General features: G+C 35.5%; 17 protein-coding genes and 5 pseudogenes. 3 read left to right on the top strand and 19 right to left on the bottom strand.

Annotated elements, in window-relative coordinates; translation table 11 throughout:
- The first annotated feature begins 13 nt into the window (after positions 1-13).
- Together wmk and NMD99_RS08150 are read left to right on the top strand one after the other, a co-directional pair.
- The gene (gene wmk, locus NMD99_RS05805; protein ID WP_265016388.1) at positions 14-982 is read left to right on the top strand and encodes a WO male-killing family protein Wmk; all 969 of its coding nucleotides are present in this window, start codon (positions 14-16) and stop codon (positions 980-982) included.
- A 31-nt stretch (positions 983-1,013) separates the two neighbouring features.
- A pseudogene (locus NMD99_RS08150) lies at positions 1,014-1,145 on the top strand (WO male-killing family protein Wmk); the annotation flags it as partial.
- A 47-nt stretch (positions 1,146-1,192) separates the two neighbouring features.
- On the opposite strand, the gene ligA reads toward NMD99_RS08150, so the two are convergent.
- On the bottom strand, positions 1,193-3,259 hold the full coding sequence (ligA, locus tag NMD99_RS05800; protein WP_309165855.1) for an NAD-dependent DNA ligase LigA: 2,067 nt from the start codon (positions 3,257-3,259) through the stop codon (positions 1,193-1,195).
- A gap of 262 nt (positions 3,260-3,521) precedes the next feature.
- Between ligA and NMD99_RS05795 the strand changes: the two genes are divergently transcribed.
- Entirely contained in the window at positions 3,522-4,262 is a 741-nt protein-coding gene (locus NMD99_RS05795) for a helix-turn-helix domain-containing protein (RefSeq protein WP_309165853.1), read from the top strand.
- A gap of 423 nt (positions 4,263-4,685) precedes the next feature.
- Here the strand turns inward: NMD99_RS05795 and NMD99_RS05790 are convergent, their stop codons facing one another.
- The 18 genes and pseudogenes from NMD99_RS05790 to NMD99_RS05705 all read right to left on the bottom strand — a co-directional run.
- Entirely contained in the window at positions 4,686-5,036 is a 351-nt protein-coding gene (locus NMD99_RS05790) for a hypothetical protein (RefSeq protein WP_309165852.1), read from the bottom strand.
- Between the two features lie 5 nt (positions 5,037-5,041).
- Positions 5,042-5,851, bottom strand: a complete 810-nt coding sequence (locus tag NMD99_RS05785) for an ankyrin repeat domain-containing protein (protein WP_309165849.1) — start codon at positions 5,849-5,851, stop codon at positions 5,042-5,044.
- 301 nt (positions 5,852-6,152) lie between these two features.
- A complete protein-coding gene (locus NMD99_RS05780; RefSeq protein WP_309165848.1) occupies positions 6,153-6,365 on the bottom strand; it encodes a DNA adenine methylase in 213 nt (70 codons plus the stop codon).
- Positions 6,366-6,578: 213 nt separating this feature from the next.
- Positions 6,579-6,902, bottom strand: a complete 324-nt coding sequence (locus tag NMD99_RS05775) for a DNA adenine methylase (protein ID WP_309165846.1) — start codon at positions 6,900-6,902, stop codon at positions 6,579-6,581.
- Between the two features lie 37 nt (positions 6,903-6,939).
- Positions 6,940-7,584 (bottom strand): hypothetical protein, encoded by a 645-nt coding sequence (locus tag NMD99_RS05770; protein WP_309165843.1) that lies wholly within the window; start codon positions 7,582-7,584, stop codon positions 6,940-6,942.
- Positions 7,566-8,486, bottom strand: a complete 921-nt coding sequence (locus NMD99_RS05765; protein WP_309165841.1) for a patatin-like phospholipase family protein — start codon at positions 8,484-8,486, stop codon at positions 7,566-7,568. Before NMD99_RS05765 ends, NMD99_RS05770 begins: the two co-directional genes overlap by 19 nt.
- 15 nt (positions 8,487-8,501) lie before the next feature.
- Complete coding sequence (locus NMD99_RS05760; RefSeq protein ID WP_309165840.1) at positions 8,502-8,723, bottom strand: hypothetical protein; 222 nt, start codon at positions 8,721-8,723, stop codon at positions 8,502-8,504.
- Between the two features lie 60 nt (positions 8,724-8,783).
- Positions 8,784-9,341 (bottom strand): ankyrin repeat domain-containing protein, encoded by a 558-nt coding sequence (locus tag NMD99_RS05755; RefSeq protein WP_309165838.1) that lies wholly within the window; start codon positions 9,339-9,341, stop codon positions 8,784-8,786.
- Between the two features lie 105 nt (positions 9,342-9,446).
- Complete coding sequence (locus tag NMD99_RS05750) at positions 9,447-10,397, bottom strand: contractile injection system protein, VgrG/Pvc8 family (protein WP_309165836.1); 951 nt, start codon at positions 10,395-10,397, stop codon at positions 9,447-9,449.
- Position 10,398: 1 nt separating this feature from the next.
- Positions 10,399-10,608: a tail protein X gene (locus NMD99_RS05745; protein WP_309165835.1), complete on the bottom strand. Its 210-nt coding sequence runs from the start codon at positions 10,606-10,608 to the stop codon at positions 10,399-10,401.
- A complete protein-coding gene (locus NMD99_RS05740) occupies positions 10,605-10,949 on the bottom strand; it encodes a phage tail protein (RefSeq protein WP_309165833.1) in 345 nt (114 codons plus the stop codon). Before NMD99_RS05740 ends, NMD99_RS05745 begins: the two co-directional genes overlap by 4 nt.
- Positions 10,949-13,266: pseudogene (locus NMD99_RS05735) on the bottom strand (phage tail tape measure protein). Before NMD99_RS05735 ends, NMD99_RS05740 begins: the two are co-directional and overlap by 1 nt.
- Before the next feature lie 115 nt (positions 13,267-13,381).
- Positions 13,382-13,636, bottom strand: a complete 255-nt coding sequence (locus tag NMD99_RS05730; RefSeq protein WP_309165832.1) for a phage tail assembly protein — start codon at positions 13,634-13,636, stop codon at positions 13,382-13,384.
- Between the two features lie 121 nt (positions 13,637-13,757).
- The gene (locus NMD99_RS05725) at positions 13,758-14,042 is read right to left on the bottom strand and encodes a type II toxin-antitoxin system RelE family toxin (RefSeq protein WP_309165830.1); all 285 of its coding nucleotides are present in this window, start codon (positions 14,040-14,042) and stop codon (positions 13,758-13,760) included.
- 3 nt (positions 14,043-14,045) lie between these two features.
- A complete protein-coding gene (locus tag NMD99_RS05720) occupies positions 14,046-14,294 on the bottom strand; it encodes a hypothetical protein (RefSeq protein ID WP_309165828.1) in 249 nt (82 codons plus the stop codon).
- Between the two features lie 96 nt (positions 14,295-14,390).
- Positions 14,391-14,896, bottom strand: a pseudogene (locus tag NMD99_RS05715) (phage major tail tube protein).
- A 31-nt stretch (positions 14,897-14,927) separates the two neighbouring features.
- A pseudogene (locus tag NMD99_RS05710) lies at positions 14,928-16,075 on the bottom strand (phage tail sheath subtilisin-like domain-containing protein).
- A 23-nt stretch (positions 16,076-16,098) separates the two neighbouring features.
- Positions 16,099-16,473 (bottom strand): annotated as a pseudogene (locus NMD99_RS05705) (hypothetical protein); the annotation flags it as partial.
- Positions 16,474-16,974 lie beyond the last annotated feature (501 nt).

Here is a 16,974-nt window from a genome sequence, read left to right as displayed (position 1 = left end):
TAGATGAGGATATATGTTTACTTCTGTAAGAAAAAGCGATTTTAACCCGGTTGGTTCTATAAACTACGAGATAGGACAAAAAGTAGAAAGTTGCAGGTTAATACAAGGGTACAATCAGAGAGAGTTAGCAAGTAAGATTGGGTCAACGTACCAAGAAATAAACAACTATGAGCTGGGGTATAGCCCTATTCCAATTGAAGAATTATATAGAATAGCAGGGGCACTATCAGTTAGTGTTATAGATCTACTTCCAGGACCAACAGAACTGAAGGAAAACAGTTGGTATGAAGATGAGGATGAAGAAATAGTCTATCTAACAAAAATACATATAGAAATTAAGGATCAGGAATTACGCAAGAAGCTTTATCCATTAGTAAGATTTGTATATGTTAGCGAAAAAATTAGTCAAGAAGAAGTTAGAATAGAAGTAGCAAAGAATCTAGTTAAAGAAGGAGTTTCAGTTGATATTATTTCCCAAGCGACTCGCTTATCTAGTTACGAATATGATGATACAAAGAAAGAAATTTGTACTGATTCTGTACTCTACAAAGTGGGAAAAAGGATAAAAGAGCAGAGATTAATACGGAGATACACTCAAGAGGAGTTAGCAAATAAAGTCGGGTCAACATCTAAAGAAATACACGACTATGAACAAGGATACACCGACATTCCAATTGAAATATTAGATAAGATAGCAAAGGTATTATTAGTTAACATTAAAGTTCTATTTCTTGGACTAACAGAATATGAAAATGAGCTATTGAGGTTCATAGATGAATGCAAAAAAATTGAGGATCAAGAATCCCGGGATGTATTGAATACGGTAGTCAGATCCTTATCTGAAGGTATGAAGACTAGCAAAGAAAAGGTTAAAAAAGCAGAGAAAATCAAGGTTGCAAAAAGTCTACTTAAATTAGGCGTTTCTATCAATATTATCTCACGAACAACTGACTTAACTGCAGAGGAACTTGAAACCAAATAGGCATCCATAGCAAGAATTTCATATAGAGCTTATGGTTTCAAAAAAAGCTAACAATAACACAAAGTGTGCTACAAGGTATGAAATAGCACAAAAAGTAAGAAGCTGTAGGTTAAAGCGAGGATATACCCAAAAGGACCTAGCAAATAAAATCGGACTATTATTTGTGCAGAGGAAATGACGCAGTAGATACAAGAATTGATCGAGAAGGGTTTATTCTTCTCCCAAGATTAATTTATTAAATTTTTCCTCAGTTAAAATTTTAACACCCAGCTTTTTAGCCTTTTCGAGCTTTGACCCAGGTTTTTCGCCGACAACCAAGAAGTCCGTTTTATTTGATACACTTGAACTCACAATTCCGCCTAAAGATTCTGCCTTTGCTTGCGCTTCCTTTCTTTCCCTTGTCAACAGCTTGCCAGTAAAAACCACTATTTTACCGCTAAGAGGGGAATTACTAGTATTAGCACTTACAGGCTCAATCTTTAGTTGAGAAGCAAGGTCGTTTACCATTTTGATGTTGTCTTCCTCGCAAAAGAAATCTCTTAAAGACCCTGCCTTCTTTTCGCCAACACCACTAATTTCAGCTAACTCAAAGAAAGCTTTGCCATCGCTCACCACTCTTACGGTTAGCGATATCGTGATATCATCGTTAGCAGAATCTTTGGCAACAGGATTGAAGGAAATCTTACTTGTTCTAGATACACTAGACGATAATTGAGCCATGGCAGATTGCCAATTTTCATAAGATTTATAATGCTTTGCTAGTAATTTTGCTACATGTGGTCCGACGTATCGAATCCCTAGAGAAGATATAAATCTGTCAAGGGTTATGGTTTTTCTACTATTGATAGAATTCAATAAGTTAGATATTAATTTTTCACCCCACCCTTCTTGTTCACTTAAGTTGAAATTTTTTAGTTTTTCTTCCAGAGTAAAAATATCAGGGATCTGTTTTACTAAACCAAGATTATAGAGAGATTCCAGTTGTTTGTCACCAAAGCCAGTAATGTCAAAAGCATCATTGGAAACAAAATATTTTAACCTTTCTATGATTTGAGCTTTACAGGTAACCCTTGAACATCTTATTGCTGCTTCTTCTGGAACTTTGTATACTGAACTGCCACACTCTGGACAAATCTTAGGAAATTTAAATTTAGGTGTGTTTTCAGGGCGAGAACTTTTATCAACTTCTACAATCTTTGGAATGACGTCTCCTGCCCGCTCTACTACCACGATGTCGCCCTTGCGTATATCTTTGCGCTTGATTTCATCTTGATTATACAGGTTTGCTCTAGTAACGACCACACCACCTATGTTTATTGGCACTAATTCAGCGATTGGAGTGAGTACACCAGTTTTGCCCACTTGTACTGATATCTTCTTTATCTTGGTTTTTCCACGCGCTGCAGGGAATTTATGTGCCATTGCCCAACGTGGTGCTTTGTTGGTGTTTCCCAATTTATCATGTAGTTTCAAATCATTAACCTTGTAAACTATGCCATCGATATCATAGCCTAAAGTATGACGATTACTATAGATTCGATCATAGAACTCCAACATTTCGCCTACATTGTTTGCTAAAAATTTATATTCATTAACACAAAAGCCAAGTTCTTTCAGTCTATTTAATACTTCAAATTGGGTGTTTTCCTTTCCACCAATTAGGGAATATGCAAAATATTTCAGCGGTCTCCTAGCGGTAACTTCTGGGTCCAATTGTCTTAATGAACCGGATGCTGTGTTTCTTGGATTTGTAAATTTGTTATCCTTATTTAATTTTAAAAAATCGTCATTTCTTATGTATACTTCCCCTCTGATTTCCAATCTACCCTTTATGTCAGGTAAAACTTGGGGAAAATCCTTTATGGTTGAGATATTGTGAGTGATGTCTTCTCCCACAAAACCATCACCGCGCGTTGCAGCTTTAATGAGCACACCATCTTCATAAATTGCAGTGAAAGCTAAACCGTCTATTTTCAGCTCACAAACTATTTCCAGTTCATGTACATTTAGAAGTTTTCTAACCCTAGCAAGGAATTCTTCAACTTCTTTTTTGTCATAAGCGTTAGCCAATGAGAGCATAGGCACGACATGTTGTACTTCTGAAAACCTTTCATCAGGTGCAGCACCTACAACCTTTATACCTGCTTTTCTTACCAACTCATCGTACTCTGCATCGGTTATTTCTGACGTATTTTCCCGATAGTACAGATCGTTGTGGCGTTTTATTTCCTTTTGTAGTTTTAATGTATTTTCAGTCATAATTTTTACCTCAACCACTGTTTCAGTATACAGCGTCAATCGTGAATCAATTATTAACTTGCGCACTCGTTTTACTAGAGCTTTACAAGTAAAACTTTTAATTTACCGCTACTTTGTATTTAATATATAATATTTAAATAGAAAAAGAAAAATATTTAATTAGTAGAGATCTCTGCTCGCTTCAACATCAGCTACCCAAGAATGCGAATTGGTTAGTAGTAAAGTTTTAATAAAACTCAATAATACTGTATTATATATTTGTCCTGCAATTGTGTGAAAAATGACCACTACCGAAAAGAAAGTTGCTGCTGGCTCTCTAGGTTACCAAATAATTCAAGAGATAAAAAAATTGAGGGTATTAAGAGGATACTCTCAGGCAGAGCTAGCAAAGAAAGTTGGTATATCAAAGTCACAAATGGCAAAGTATGAGCAAGGGGTATACAACATTTCACCTGAAAAGGCAGAAGAGATGGCAAGAGTATTATCGGTTGAATTTGAGGATTTACTTCCTAAGTCAACAGATTATGTAAGTAGCGAAGATGAGAAGATGTTAAGCATAGTGCAAAACTTCAAAAAAATTAGGGACCAAGAATTTCGCAGTGTGTTTTGTTCATTAGTAAAACTTTTGTCAGAAGGAATTGAAATGGGCAAAACTGATACAAAGTCTATAAAATACAAAATGGGACAAAAGGCAAAAGATTGGCGGTTAGTAAGAGCATATACTCAGTTGGAGTTAGCAAACAAAGCCGAGCTATCAATTCAACAAATAAACAGGTATGAACGAGGTATAGATTATATGTCGTTTGAAAGGGTACCTGAAATGGCAAAAGCATTATCAGTAAACTATGGAGTGCTACTGCCAAAATCAAAAGAAGAGACTTATTATGAAGATGAAGATAGTAAAGGGGAAATGAAGGTATTAAATCTAATGAGAGAATGTAAAAAAATTGAAGATCAAAGATTAAAGGACTTATTGTGTGGGTTTTTGTCCGAGGTGGTAAAAATTAACGAAGAAGGTTGAGATAAAATTTTTATAGACAGGGTATATCTTTATAGACAGGGTATATCTTTATAGACATTTGTATATAATATTTTTTTTACGTATGGCTTTAATATCTAGGAGCTAAGAGTGGAAAAACTACAGAAAATAATAAGAGCTATAAAAGGTGTATCTATAGAGTGATACATTATCTGAATTGTATAAAGCTGTTTCAAGCAAAGATTTGGAAAAAATAAAGTCATTGGTAGAAAGTGGTTAATGAATGTAGCAGTAACACCTCTGCACAACGCTATAATGTTGGCTGTTGTAAAACTTTTTATAAAGAATAAAAAAGGCATACGATTTGTCTAAGGATAAAGCTTCAGTGCAAAGCCAGCGAAAGAGAAACAAACAGGGATCCCGCATGTAATTCAGGAAGCCAACAACAATGGGAAACTTTCGGAGCTACCGCCCTCTTCCCTTATACTTACCCTGGGTTGAAGATTGAGCTCTCACAAACAGCTCCCAATATCCCTTCTGATCGCCTTCTTCCTTTATCAATCGTGCCAAACGCTGCATCAATTCATTATTGAGTATAGCCATTTTTGTCCATTTGCCCACTGGTTTTGCAATAGCAACTATTTCCGGATTCTCTTTATAAACCTGGATGTCGTCAAAGTTATATTCTGTTTTCTTTTCACTCTCTCTCAATGGAGCCTTTCTGACGAGATTTTTGTATATTCTTCTGAAAAAGAGAAATATTTTAATAGCAATAATTAATATTATACCGTATATAACGATTTGCTCGTAGGACATCTTCTCTACTCTAAAATGATTCCATGAAGCAGAAACAATGCTACAATTTTTTTGTTTCGATTTGCTACAGCGTTTTCCAGTGCTGTATAACCTTCTTCAGAGTTATAAAAACATTTCAGATGAGCGTTTGCCTTCCTATCTAATAATAACTCGACAATTTCTTTATTGCCTTTCATAACAGCAAGGTGCAGAGGAGTACAACTATCTCTTCCGATTGCGTTAATATCTGCTCTATTTTGCAATAAAAGCTCCACATGATCTTTTTTATTCAATGAAACTGCAAGGTAAAGAGGGGTACTTCCTTCTATATTTTTAATTTCAAGAAAAGCGTCCCCTTTGATCAGCAATCCCAACGTTACTGTGTCAGCATATTTTACAGCCATGTGAAGAGGAGATTCACCAAGACGATTCTGGCAATTGATATCTGCACCGCATTGTAACAACTTTTGCATAACATCAAGGTGCTTATACTTTATTGAATAATGCAAAGGAGTGTCGCCATCGATATTCTGAGCATTAACATTTTTGCTCATAACTACAGCAACCTCTGCTATTGCTGTGGATTCATATTGAGAGGCAACGTGTAATACTGTATTGCCCTTTTTATTTACGGCATCAACGTTAGCATCATATTCCACAAGGAATAGAAATAAGTTGTAAAGATTGCGTTTTGCAGAGAAATGTAAAATTTTAGTACCAAATCTACTATTGATAATCTCTTTGAAGGCTGCACGAACTAATAAAGAAAGAATACTAGGATGTCTGAGGTGATAAATTTTCTTTGCAGCCTTTTGTAAAATTTTTTCTACTGTCATAGCAACTCCACAAAAAATGTGTTTGTATTAGAGTATGCAGCGATAAACGTTTTTAAATTATTAACTCGCGCACTCGTTTTGCTAGAACTTTACAAATAAAATCTTTAAATTGCCACTACTTTTATATTGAATAGATAATATTTAAATAAAAATAGGAAAGTATTTAATTAAATATGAAAGTCTATTCTTTAGAAATTCGTTTGGATTCTTTTTTCGCTGGCTACAGCTTCTCTGGCTCAGCCACTTCTGCCTCTTTGGATTTTGCTACTAATTTGCGTTGTTTAAACGCCTTTCCACTTAGTCACCTATAGTCTTTACTCAAGATTAAAACCTCATTTGATTTTTTAGAGTTGCCCATCCCATAAGTCCACTTGGGTGTAATAATACGATACCCTGTATACATATCCCGTATTTCTTCGCAATCATTGTACGACAAAATCCATCCATCACGAGTCGCTAAAAGTTTGGCAAGTCCTTTATGATCAACCTCTTTTTCCATATAGTTTTTGATCAATTAGATAGGGAGGATCACAATATATTTGCGTGTTTAGGAATACTTTTTTTAAAGTCAGCTAAATCCACAGTAAGATTTTTAATTGAAAATTTTGCCAATCTTTCTATTGAACTTGGTGTAAAACGTCTGGAGACATACCGCCCGACAATGTTGTAACGCTGAAAGATGAGCGATTTAATGCAAAAAATGCTGCAGCAATTTCAACTCTATCTTTCAAGGTGAAAAATGTTTTTTGTAAGTATGATAGATGTCATATTTTGATACTTCCGCACCACCTCTGCAAGGATCTTTTAAAAGCACCTGCCAAAATCTTACTAATGGTTCAAAGGCGTCATAACCATAAACTTTTGTTCCTCTGCTGGCTAACGCTAACTCTATTGATCCTCCGCCTATAAAAGGAGAGCAAAGCGTAGGTAACCCTCTTGGAATATATTCATTAACAATTTGAGAAACAGCACGACTCTTACCTCCAGGATAACGAAGTGGAGATTTTATGGGCAAAATTTGTTTCTTTTTCTTTAAAAAATCATTTGGCAACACTTAGGGAGCTAGTTGTAAAACATCTGCTGCAAGTCTATTCTCTGGAAATTTGTTGTTTTACTGGTTCAACCGATACATCTTGAATTTCTTCTGGCTTCTCTGGTTCATCTGACTCTTTAGTTTCTGCCTCTTTAGATTCTGCTGCTAATTTGCGTTGTTTGATAACTTTCTTCAATGTTTTGACTGCGATGAAGTTAATACTGAAAACACATGCCGAAGTTATGGCTAAGGCTGGAAAAGGGGCCAAATTGAACATCGGCAAAATTGCCACAATCGTGCCAGATGTCAGTAAAAGCGCTAACTTTTTGCTTCCAATGATCTTATTTTTCTTAACCTTTATCGGGTTTAATTTTTTTACTTTTCCTTTTAGCTTTTTGAAGCCCTTTTTGAACACGTTGCCCTTTTTCAGCTCTTTCTCTACGGGTTTCGTTTTTAAGCTTTTTATTTTTTCTTTTATTCCTTTTTTATCTTTTTTTACTTTAGAGGTTACTTCTGAGCATAGGCTAGGTTTCACCACAATTTCAGAGAGCGGTTTTGGCTTATCGTTTGAAATTTTAGCTTCTTGCCCCTTAGTATGTTTTTTGGGCGAAACTATGTTTTTTAAACCTTTCTTTGCTTTGTGGTATAATTTCTTTAGTTTGCTTGGCATTTTTATGTAAATTAAGATACGATATCGCAAAATTTATCGATTACTTTTTGATTACCTTCTATCATTGCATTTGCCTCCTGCTGCAGACATTTAATATTTTTAGGTGTTACATTATCCATCTCAGCCGACGCTATTGTCAGTTGTGATTGTATCCTTATATATCTGTCGTCCATTACATTACTCATCTGATAATTTACTACATCAAGGCTCGAAGCAAACATCACATTTAATAGAGGCTTTATCCATGCTATTTTCCCTAATTTCCTATACTTTATTGGGTTGGATAGTCTACCAGTGCCAATTGACACCAGCACTATTTCTTCATTAGGGAAAAGTTTTTTACTATTCGCATACGCACAAGCCGCTGGGTTATTGGCAAATACTCCTCCATCTACTAATACTCTATCTGCCTGGCTAATTTTTAGACGTTTTGGTATAAAATAGGTAGGTGCTGCTGTTGTGGCTCTGAGTGCATCTTTCAACTTGATAAAATTTTTATCTTTCTTCCAGCTCTTAAAGAAAAATGGGCAGTTATTGTGAATATCATAACTTGTTATCAGTACCTTGCTTAAAGTATTTTTTAGAATATCGTCACCAAAATACTTCTCCAATATCGACTCGATGTTTTCATATGGGTATTGTGCACAGTTAAACCAAGATAGTATTGATCGCCTAAAAAATGAAGACTTGAAAATATATGCCCCATACTCTTGGTAAAGCTCAACTAAATCATTTGCAGAGTATTGAGGATTTCCTCGTTCATCTTTCTTGCATAACCCAGCCACAACAATCCCACCGGTTGAGGTTCCTGCCATCAGATCAAAGATTTTAGCTATCGGTTTCCTTGCTCTCTTTTCTATTTCTGCTAGTATTATGGCTGGTATGATGCCCCTTATGCCTCCGCCGTCAACGGACAAGATATATCTAGTCATTGTGAAATTCAGTCGTTATTTGTGTTTGTGAATAGCTTCAAGTTCATTGACTTCTTCAGTGAGGTTTTTTACTCTCTCTTCAAGTCGATAAACTATTTCTGTTAGTCCTTGGTTTTGTTCTACAAATTTATCATGCATGTGAACCCGTAAATCTAGCTTGGCAAGCCACCATATCACTCCTATTGTTTGAATTAGCATAGTAACTATTACAGTGATTGGTATTTTTTGGTTTTGCATAATGTAATAATTTATTGTAGATAATTGTTGAAAATTTGTACTGTTTGTTGTACGTACGGTTTATTGTTCTGGCTTATACTGTTTTTCTGCTTTAGCAAGTAGATCTATAATTTCTTTATAAGGCTTATTGCTATTTTCGTTATTCAACGACATCGCAATTACTCGACCTCTAGCTAAGTCTCTTGGTTTCTTTTCCCTAAATTCTTTGGCATTTGGATTTGCCCCCTTTTGTAATAAGAATTTGACAACTTCTAAATTACCTTGCTCTGCAGCATAGTGCAAAACTGTTCTGTTATTTAAGTTACCGCCTGTAGAATTGATATCAACTTTTTCTTCTATCAAAAATTGAACAGCTTCTAAGCACCCTTGTTTTGTAGCATACTGTAATAACATTATCCCGGAATTTCGAGTATCATTAATATTTACTAAGTTTTTTACCAAGAATTTCTCAACCTCCACACTGCAATTTTTAGCAGCAATCCATAATATCGATTCATAATTCTTAGCAGCTTTAGCATTTGCTGACTTAACTTCCTCTTTATAACTATCAAAAAGACTGATAACCCAAAGAACAAAGCATATTATAAGCCCCACAACAATAGCCTTACCTGATGGCATAATACTTGGGCCTGAAGTTGCGCGAAGAAACCGTCTTAAATGCTTATTCATACACACCTATATCACTTCTACTTAGCATTAGACTATTATTAAATTAAGTTTCCCTTAATTGACTTTGTTTCTTGTTGCTTCTACTGTAGTTTGGTATCCCCTACTGTCTAGAGTATGTTCTGCTCTATCAATTACCCATTCACCATCTATATCTTGATTGAACCCTACAAGATTAAGTTTTGCCTCTGCAAATAACTTTGGATTACCTGGTATTGTCATTTCTAAAGTCTCATTATTACGCTGTAGTTGTTTAAATTTGGCATTTGCTGCACTAATTGCTGATTCTGCATTTGGGTAAATTGTTTGTATAGGGTAACTTGGTTCACCGCTACCTGCTGTTTCTGATATTGGTTCTCCCTTCTCATAGCTATGCCATTTTGCTATCACTGAATTATATTTATTACGTACAGTAAAATGCACTTTCCAATTGATTGTATCTTGAGGTCTGATAGTTGTCGTTCCTAAAGCTTCTCCTGTTGCTGATTTTGCTGCACCTTTTGGAATAAACAATATATATCCTCCTGCCAGTTTCGCCATAGCTTCGCGCTCTATAGCTATTCTAGTTAACAAATTTATATCACTTTCTTCAGTCTGATCAATGTGTGGTATCAATATATCTTTAAATTCTTCAGCAACTTTATATCCATACCCATGTTTATTTGCTATTTCTTTGACTAAATCACCTAGTGTAATCTGATGCCATTCCCTAGATACTTTTTCCTTTAGTGATATCATCAAATTTGTTGCATGACCTTTGATCATCAAGGTTTTTGGTGGACTTTGCACCGTAACTTCATTAACTGTATATACACCTATGGGTAGTACTCCTGTTTCTCTATATCCCAAAGCAATCTTTAACTCTTTTGGAACTTTTATGTTATCATCCCTGTAATCAACACATATTTCAACTACATCTTCTATAGTCCCTGATTCATCAGTAATATGCATTGACACTAAGCGGTCTTTTGTTAATTCATACCCTTCAATGACAAAGTCTGGTTGCATTTTATTCCCAAACCTTTAAAGTTGACTTTTGTAGAGGCTTTTCTATTACAGGCAATTTAATTTTTAGTCCTGCCGGTAAAAAACTTCCATGTTCTGCAAGTCCAGGGTTTTCCTCTAATACTATTTCTACTGCTCCTGAAGTAAATCCATAGTGCTTCCAGCAAATATAGTCCAATATATCATTTGCTTTTGTCGAATAATATATAGTCATGAATAAAGCTTCAAACTTAAATTAAATTCAACTTTCTTTGGTAACCCGCAAGGGAAAAATGACGTTCGCTTTTCTTCAAAACGAGTAATTACAAATTGTCCTAAAACATTTCCCATGCCATCAACTAAAGTGCGGGGTATTTGATTTGCTTCTGCTTCTTTCATATTCTTTAATTCACTTAAATTATTAAGATAAATAACCCCTTCTAGGTCTATATTTTCTGCCCCTTGGCCAATATTCTGTAGTAATTGCTTACCAATACACTCAACCACACTCCAACGCTTCTCTTTGCTATACTTTAAACTCGTTGGGGAAATTTTATATGGACCAAGGGATAGCATCAGTAAATGGGATCTACCGTATCGAACATAACATCTCGTGATTTTTCTCTTATTCTTTTTATTACTGTATCAGCAAGACTACGTACATCTTGGTTAGGTTCTGCTTTTATACTTATATTAAATGTGAAAGTTTGATTGAAAATTTTTGATTCTTTTTGTTCACACTTACATTTTTCACAGTCTTTTAAAACTTTCTCTAAGTCATCTGCTACAGAACTTTTTTCCTCAATAATGCTACCGATTTTAGTATTTCCAATAATACTCTTTCCGCTTTCAGAAATTTCCTTATTATTTAATAAAGGGTTTCCATTACTCAAAACATTACTTTCAGTAACTACCTTGCCAATTTTTGTTTCTACTGGTATCTCAAATGCTTTTAGCGGACTATCATTAAACAATTTTCCTATACCAATCCAATTGAAAAATTCTCCTATAGGTTTTACAATTGATTTCCAGATGCTAGAAAAAAGTCCTTCACCTTTTGCCAATTAGCGATTACAAGCGCTGCACCAACTGATAGTCCAGCAACAACAGCTCCTATAGGATTAGTAACCATGGCTAGCGTTAAAGCTTTCAGTCCCATAATTACTGCTGGAATTACTCGTGCTGATAATGAAGTTAATACTGGCAGAAGTGTTCCATGCAAAATAGCCTTAAAAGTTAGTATTCCACCTCCAGCTAATGCAAATGCATAACCAAAACCTACTACTGCAATCTTACCAATAATAAGAGCTGAAATTATGCTCATTATTCCTGTAGTAATAACTGGAAACTTTTCTGCAAACCAAGCTATGGGGTTAGTTATCTCTCTTAGAATATTACTTATCCACTTTAAAGGAGGTAGCATTACTGAGCCCAGGTTCATTCCTACTTCTGCTATCGCATTTCTCAGTAGTCGTAAATTATTTGCTGTAGTTGCTGCACGATTGTTAAACTCATCTTGCATTGAAGTTTCATATTTTTTCTCATCAGCTAAGTGACCTATTGCCTCTTTATATTTCTCCAAACTTCCTACTAATAGTGCTATATCATCTTGATATTCTTGACCAAATAGCTTGAGAAGGATTTGTGAACGTTCCTGTTTATCTACTTTCTCCAGAGTTTCAAAAAAATAAAGTAGTGCATCTTGGCCGTTTTCGCTAATCCTTTGTGTCATCTCTTCTGCAGTGATTCCCATATCTTCCAATGCTGCTTTAAACTCTTTGCTCTGTCCCTCAGCGGTCTGGAGTTTACTAAGTAGAGCGTTTATTGCAGTTGCTGCTTTTGCAGGTTGTTTGCCTAGGCTAATAAAGGCATTTACTAAACTACTTGTCTGTTTAATATCAAAACCAAACTGTTTTGCAGTACCACCAACTATAGCAAGTGCTTGGACCATATCCTTTGCTTTAGCAGCACTATTATCTGAAAGGTGATTTATAATATTACCTACTCTTTCCATGCCTGCTACCTCAATTCCATAAACATTGGCAAGCTTAGCTATAGAATCACCTGCTTCTTCTGCAGACATATCAAATGCTGTGGCCATTTTAGCTACTGTTGTTGTAAATCCAATTAACTTATCTTTTTGAATCCCAAGTTGTCCACCACTTGCAGCTATTTGTGCTAACTCTGCAGCCGATAATGGTATTGTACGGGATAATTCCTTTAATGTCTGACCAAATTCTGCTGCTCCTTGGTTATGGGCTGCATCATCCTTAGCAAATCTCACTACTTTTTTTACATCAGCCATGGCAGATTCAAAGTCAATCGCAACTTTAATTGGTGCTGCAAGTGAAAGCCCTAGCCCTATAGTCTCCATTACTTGTGATCTATAATGCGCTTTTTTTGCCAAGGCGTTTTGCTGTTTTTGTATTACAGATCCTAGTTTACTGTATTTCCCTTTTAGTACTTCAATGGATGAACCAAGTTTAGTTTGATCCCTCACTAAGAATTTAATATCTTTTCCACTTTTCCTTACTTCTTCATTTAATGTGTGAAGTGCATCTCTCTTTTTAATATAAGCCTCTTTTGCCTTTGATGCCGATGCTTTCAATTTTTCAAATTCATTTTTCAGTGCTTTGCTCGGTTCTTTTTTTTCCTTCTTCTCTTTAGCAATTGCTGTAGCTGATTCTTTCGCTTTCTTCTCCGCTTCCTTCCAATTCTTCATGGCTTCAAGGGCATCATGATTTAATCGCTTAAATTTGGAGACTGATTTCATTGACGAATCAAGCTGCCTTATACTATCACCCAGCTTAGAAAGCTTAGCTGTACTACCTATCATTGCGCTATTAAAGCTACCATCCAATGCAGCACCTATCTTTATTGAAAGCATTGACATTTATTTATTACTCCTTCACTTACTTCTAACCATTTTAGAAATTCTTTTATACCCATATTAATAATCTGCTCAATTCCACTTCCTGTTATTGAACTAAGCTTTAAAACATTGAATCTTAAGTCCTCTGTTCTAAAGGCGACAAAAAATCTCTGAGTAACTTTTGTATTTTTACGTAGTCTTTGATAAATAATTTCTCTATTACCTCCCTTGGCATAGATGTTAGGTTAGCAGCTAAAGCTACTTCTTTTCTGGCTTCACCTTCTACACATTCAATAGCCAGCAGATCTTCCACTGTAGGCTCACGCATAGATAATTCTGAAACAGAAATACCATCAACTGTTATTGGATTATCAAGTTTTACTGTTGTCATGTTTCCCCTAAAAATTAATTAAATAAAAGTCTGTATGGCTTTTACATAACTAATTTTTTTTACTTGAATTACAGAAGCTATGTTCAATTGGAAAGATAAATGGCTGTATAGAAAATGTTTATTACAACAAATCCAAGGGTGTCTTATCGTATACGTTTTTTCTGTATCCTACTGAAGCAGGAATTATCTTATGTTCTGCAATGTTTATGCGGTACACAATACGACAATCTCTAGTTCTTAGGCTTCTATACCCTTTCAATTTACCACTTAATGGCTTACCAACTTTGAATGGATTAGCTGCAATTTTGTCCTCTATGAGTTTTTTTATCTTTTTTCTTATTTCTGGTGATAAGGGGAGAAAATCTCTCTTAAGAATTTTTTTTGGGTAGTCAACCTCATACTTCACAATTTATAGTCTTGCTTCTGCAGATAATAGTGTATCCCAGTCTACATCCCCACTTCTAATCATCTCTGCATCAGAAGAATCAGTTTCTTTGATAATTCTAGAAAGCGCGATATTTTCAATTTCACACTCAATCCCATCTATGACTAACCTTTTTGCTAGTTTTTCAATGGACTCTTTATTAAATGCAGCTAGCTGAGTCAGATTATGTAAAGCTTTTGAATTAATAGTTATAACAACTTTTGAATCTGCCATATATTTTACCATAGTCTACTACTATAGCCATTTTATAACATCTTTCTAAATTTTTCAATAAAAAAAGATACACACACTTTATTTTTGTTAACTATATCAAATACCTAAAACTGCTTGTAACAAAGCCATCTGGTCAACACCATTAATCTTGCGAATCATGTTCTCAGCATCGATTTCGATAAGTTCTCTAGTACCGATAGTAAGTTTGTAATAATGCGCAGCTACGGTACACTTCAGCGTTGCTTTTTCAGCCGGCTTCCAACTGCCAAAATCAAACTCTTTAAATATTCCCCTAAGGTTGATAATTACTCCTTCAATATCATTACTTCCACTGCCTTGAAGACCACCCCTTAGCGTCAAAGAAACCGAATTTCCATCTATTAAACCAAACAGCCTAAAAGCTCTGAATCATATTCGGCAAAAGTAAAATCAGCTTCGAGCTTTTCCATGCCCATATCGATATTTATTGGAATATCCATACCACCAGCTCTATATTCTTCGGTTTTTATCGTAAGTTTTGGCAAGGTTACTTCATCTATTTTTCCTGCATATCCTCGGCCATCAACAAATACGTTAAAATTCTTTAAAATCTTTGGTAACATCTTTTTCCCCTTCTTTTCCCCTTTGTAAAATTTACAATATTTCGCTATTCACGAGATGCGAACGGAAAGTAATCTGTTCAGCCGGATATGGTGGTGTAAACTCAAAGTCAAAATACACTTTCCCGCTTGCAATATTTGCCGGTGTATTTAACTCTGGTGTCGCATAACATCTTCCATTGATAATTGCTCCTTGGGCTTTTAAATGGGCAAGATAAGAATTCACCCCCTCAATCACATCATCTATATAAGTTTTGGTGATATTTCGATCAACTGCCCATAAATGAGCTCGCAGTAGACTATCATTGATTAGATCTGCAGTACGCCTCACCGACAGAAAAGCCCATCTTTCATCGTTTGAACATGTCCTATTTCCCCAGAGTCTGTAGCCATTTTGATGGATTATCGTTGTTACTTCATTTTCATTTAAGTGGTTTGCTCGACAACTTGTATCACCGAGGGTAAAATCAATAGCCCTACTTGTCCCAACAATACCATTTATCTCTTTATTTGAAGGTGATTGCCAAAAGCCTTGCTCACTATCTACTTTGGCTATTAAACCAGCTACAAATGGGCTTGGCGGTTTTTCTTCCCCTTCAAACACTTTAACCCATGGATCAACTACGTAAACTCTTGAGCTACCTACACTTTTTCTCCACTTTATTGCTTCTTCATCATTGGTATTTGGCCCATCTGCTACTATTATTGCTCTTAGCTTTTCTGCTATAGGAATTAAAGCGCTAATCACTGGATTTACAGACCCTTCGCTATCTGTTTCGGGTAATTGATGAGTAAACTGAGGGGCAATCAGTATTCTTGGCGCAACATTGACTATACTTTCACTGCTGAGGAATGCTTGAATCCCTTGATATTCCCGGTTTCTTCATCAACTCCTCCAATGATGTTTTTCAGCGTCTCTTCTGATTCCTCAACTCGAATAACTACTACTGTTGCACCAGCTTGGGAAAATATTCCATTTACTGCAGACGGCAAAGTTCCTCTTTTTCCAAGTTTTGCTGCCTCTTTTAAGCTTCCCGCTATTAATACTGGACTATTGAGTGGAAACTTTTGCTCGTCAGCATCAGGCGCAGTACCAATTACACCTATCACTGATGATTTTGCTGTGCATACTGTTCTTGCTCCAGAGGTAACCTCTATAACATTTATCCCATGTAAAAACATCTTTCCCCCTTTTTCCCCTTACTTTACGAAGTGCCCTTTTCTAAAACCTTTTGCATTCTTTGTTTAAAATCGTCGAGCAAAGCCTGTAGCTCTACTTCACTTTTGACTTCTTCAATTTTCCTCTTGGCTATATCTTCCAATTCTTCACATTTGGCTATTGCTTTTTTTGCTTTTTCCTTAATTATTCTTGCCATTTCTACTACTGAAATTTCACGGACTTTTGCTAAAGGTTCTACGATTTCTGCATCTTTTTCGTCTATAGATTCTGGTGCTGCTAAAATGTTCTCTGCGGCTTTTGCTTGTATTTCATACGACTTAGACTTCTGATGAGAATATCCTGTGTATTGGTGAGTATAGTTATCATAATAAGCACGAAGACTAGAAAATGCAGAAAGTTCTCTAATTGCATAAAAGTCAATAATAATTTTTTATATCATTAAAAATATTTTCTGACATCAAGCCTGGCTATAGTACAAATTTTATCTGCTATTATATTATCTTACTCAACTACAAATCGCTTTATTGGCAAAAAAACACCTGTACTAAATTTTTAATGACCTTTCTAAATCAATATAGTTAATGAATATGTGGATAAGTACGTCCACACACATTAAAAGTACTTATTCACATATTCATTAAACTCATAAAAATTAAGGTGTCATACTTTCCTCATAATCCTAGTGATTTTACATAAGTTAAAGTAGCATGCTTCCAAAGTTCTCTCCGCGGTCCAATATGGCTAAAACTTTAGTTCGCCAAGCCGCACTATACTTGTTAGGCGGAAGTGGACGGCAACATGTTTCGCACGAAGTCTAAGCTTCACTTTCTGCTCTTGCTTGTCCCTTCCATCGGCATTACTATCTTCACTTTCAATAAAACTATTGTTCTATACTCCTCTT

Origin of the sequence: Wolbachia endosymbiont of Listronotus oregonensis (assembly GCF_031205055.1) — a bacterium.
GTDB lineage: Bacteria > Pseudomonadota > Alphaproteobacteria > Rickettsiales > Anaplasmataceae > Wolbachia.
This window is presented reverse-complemented; position numbering and strand designations above follow the sequence as displayed.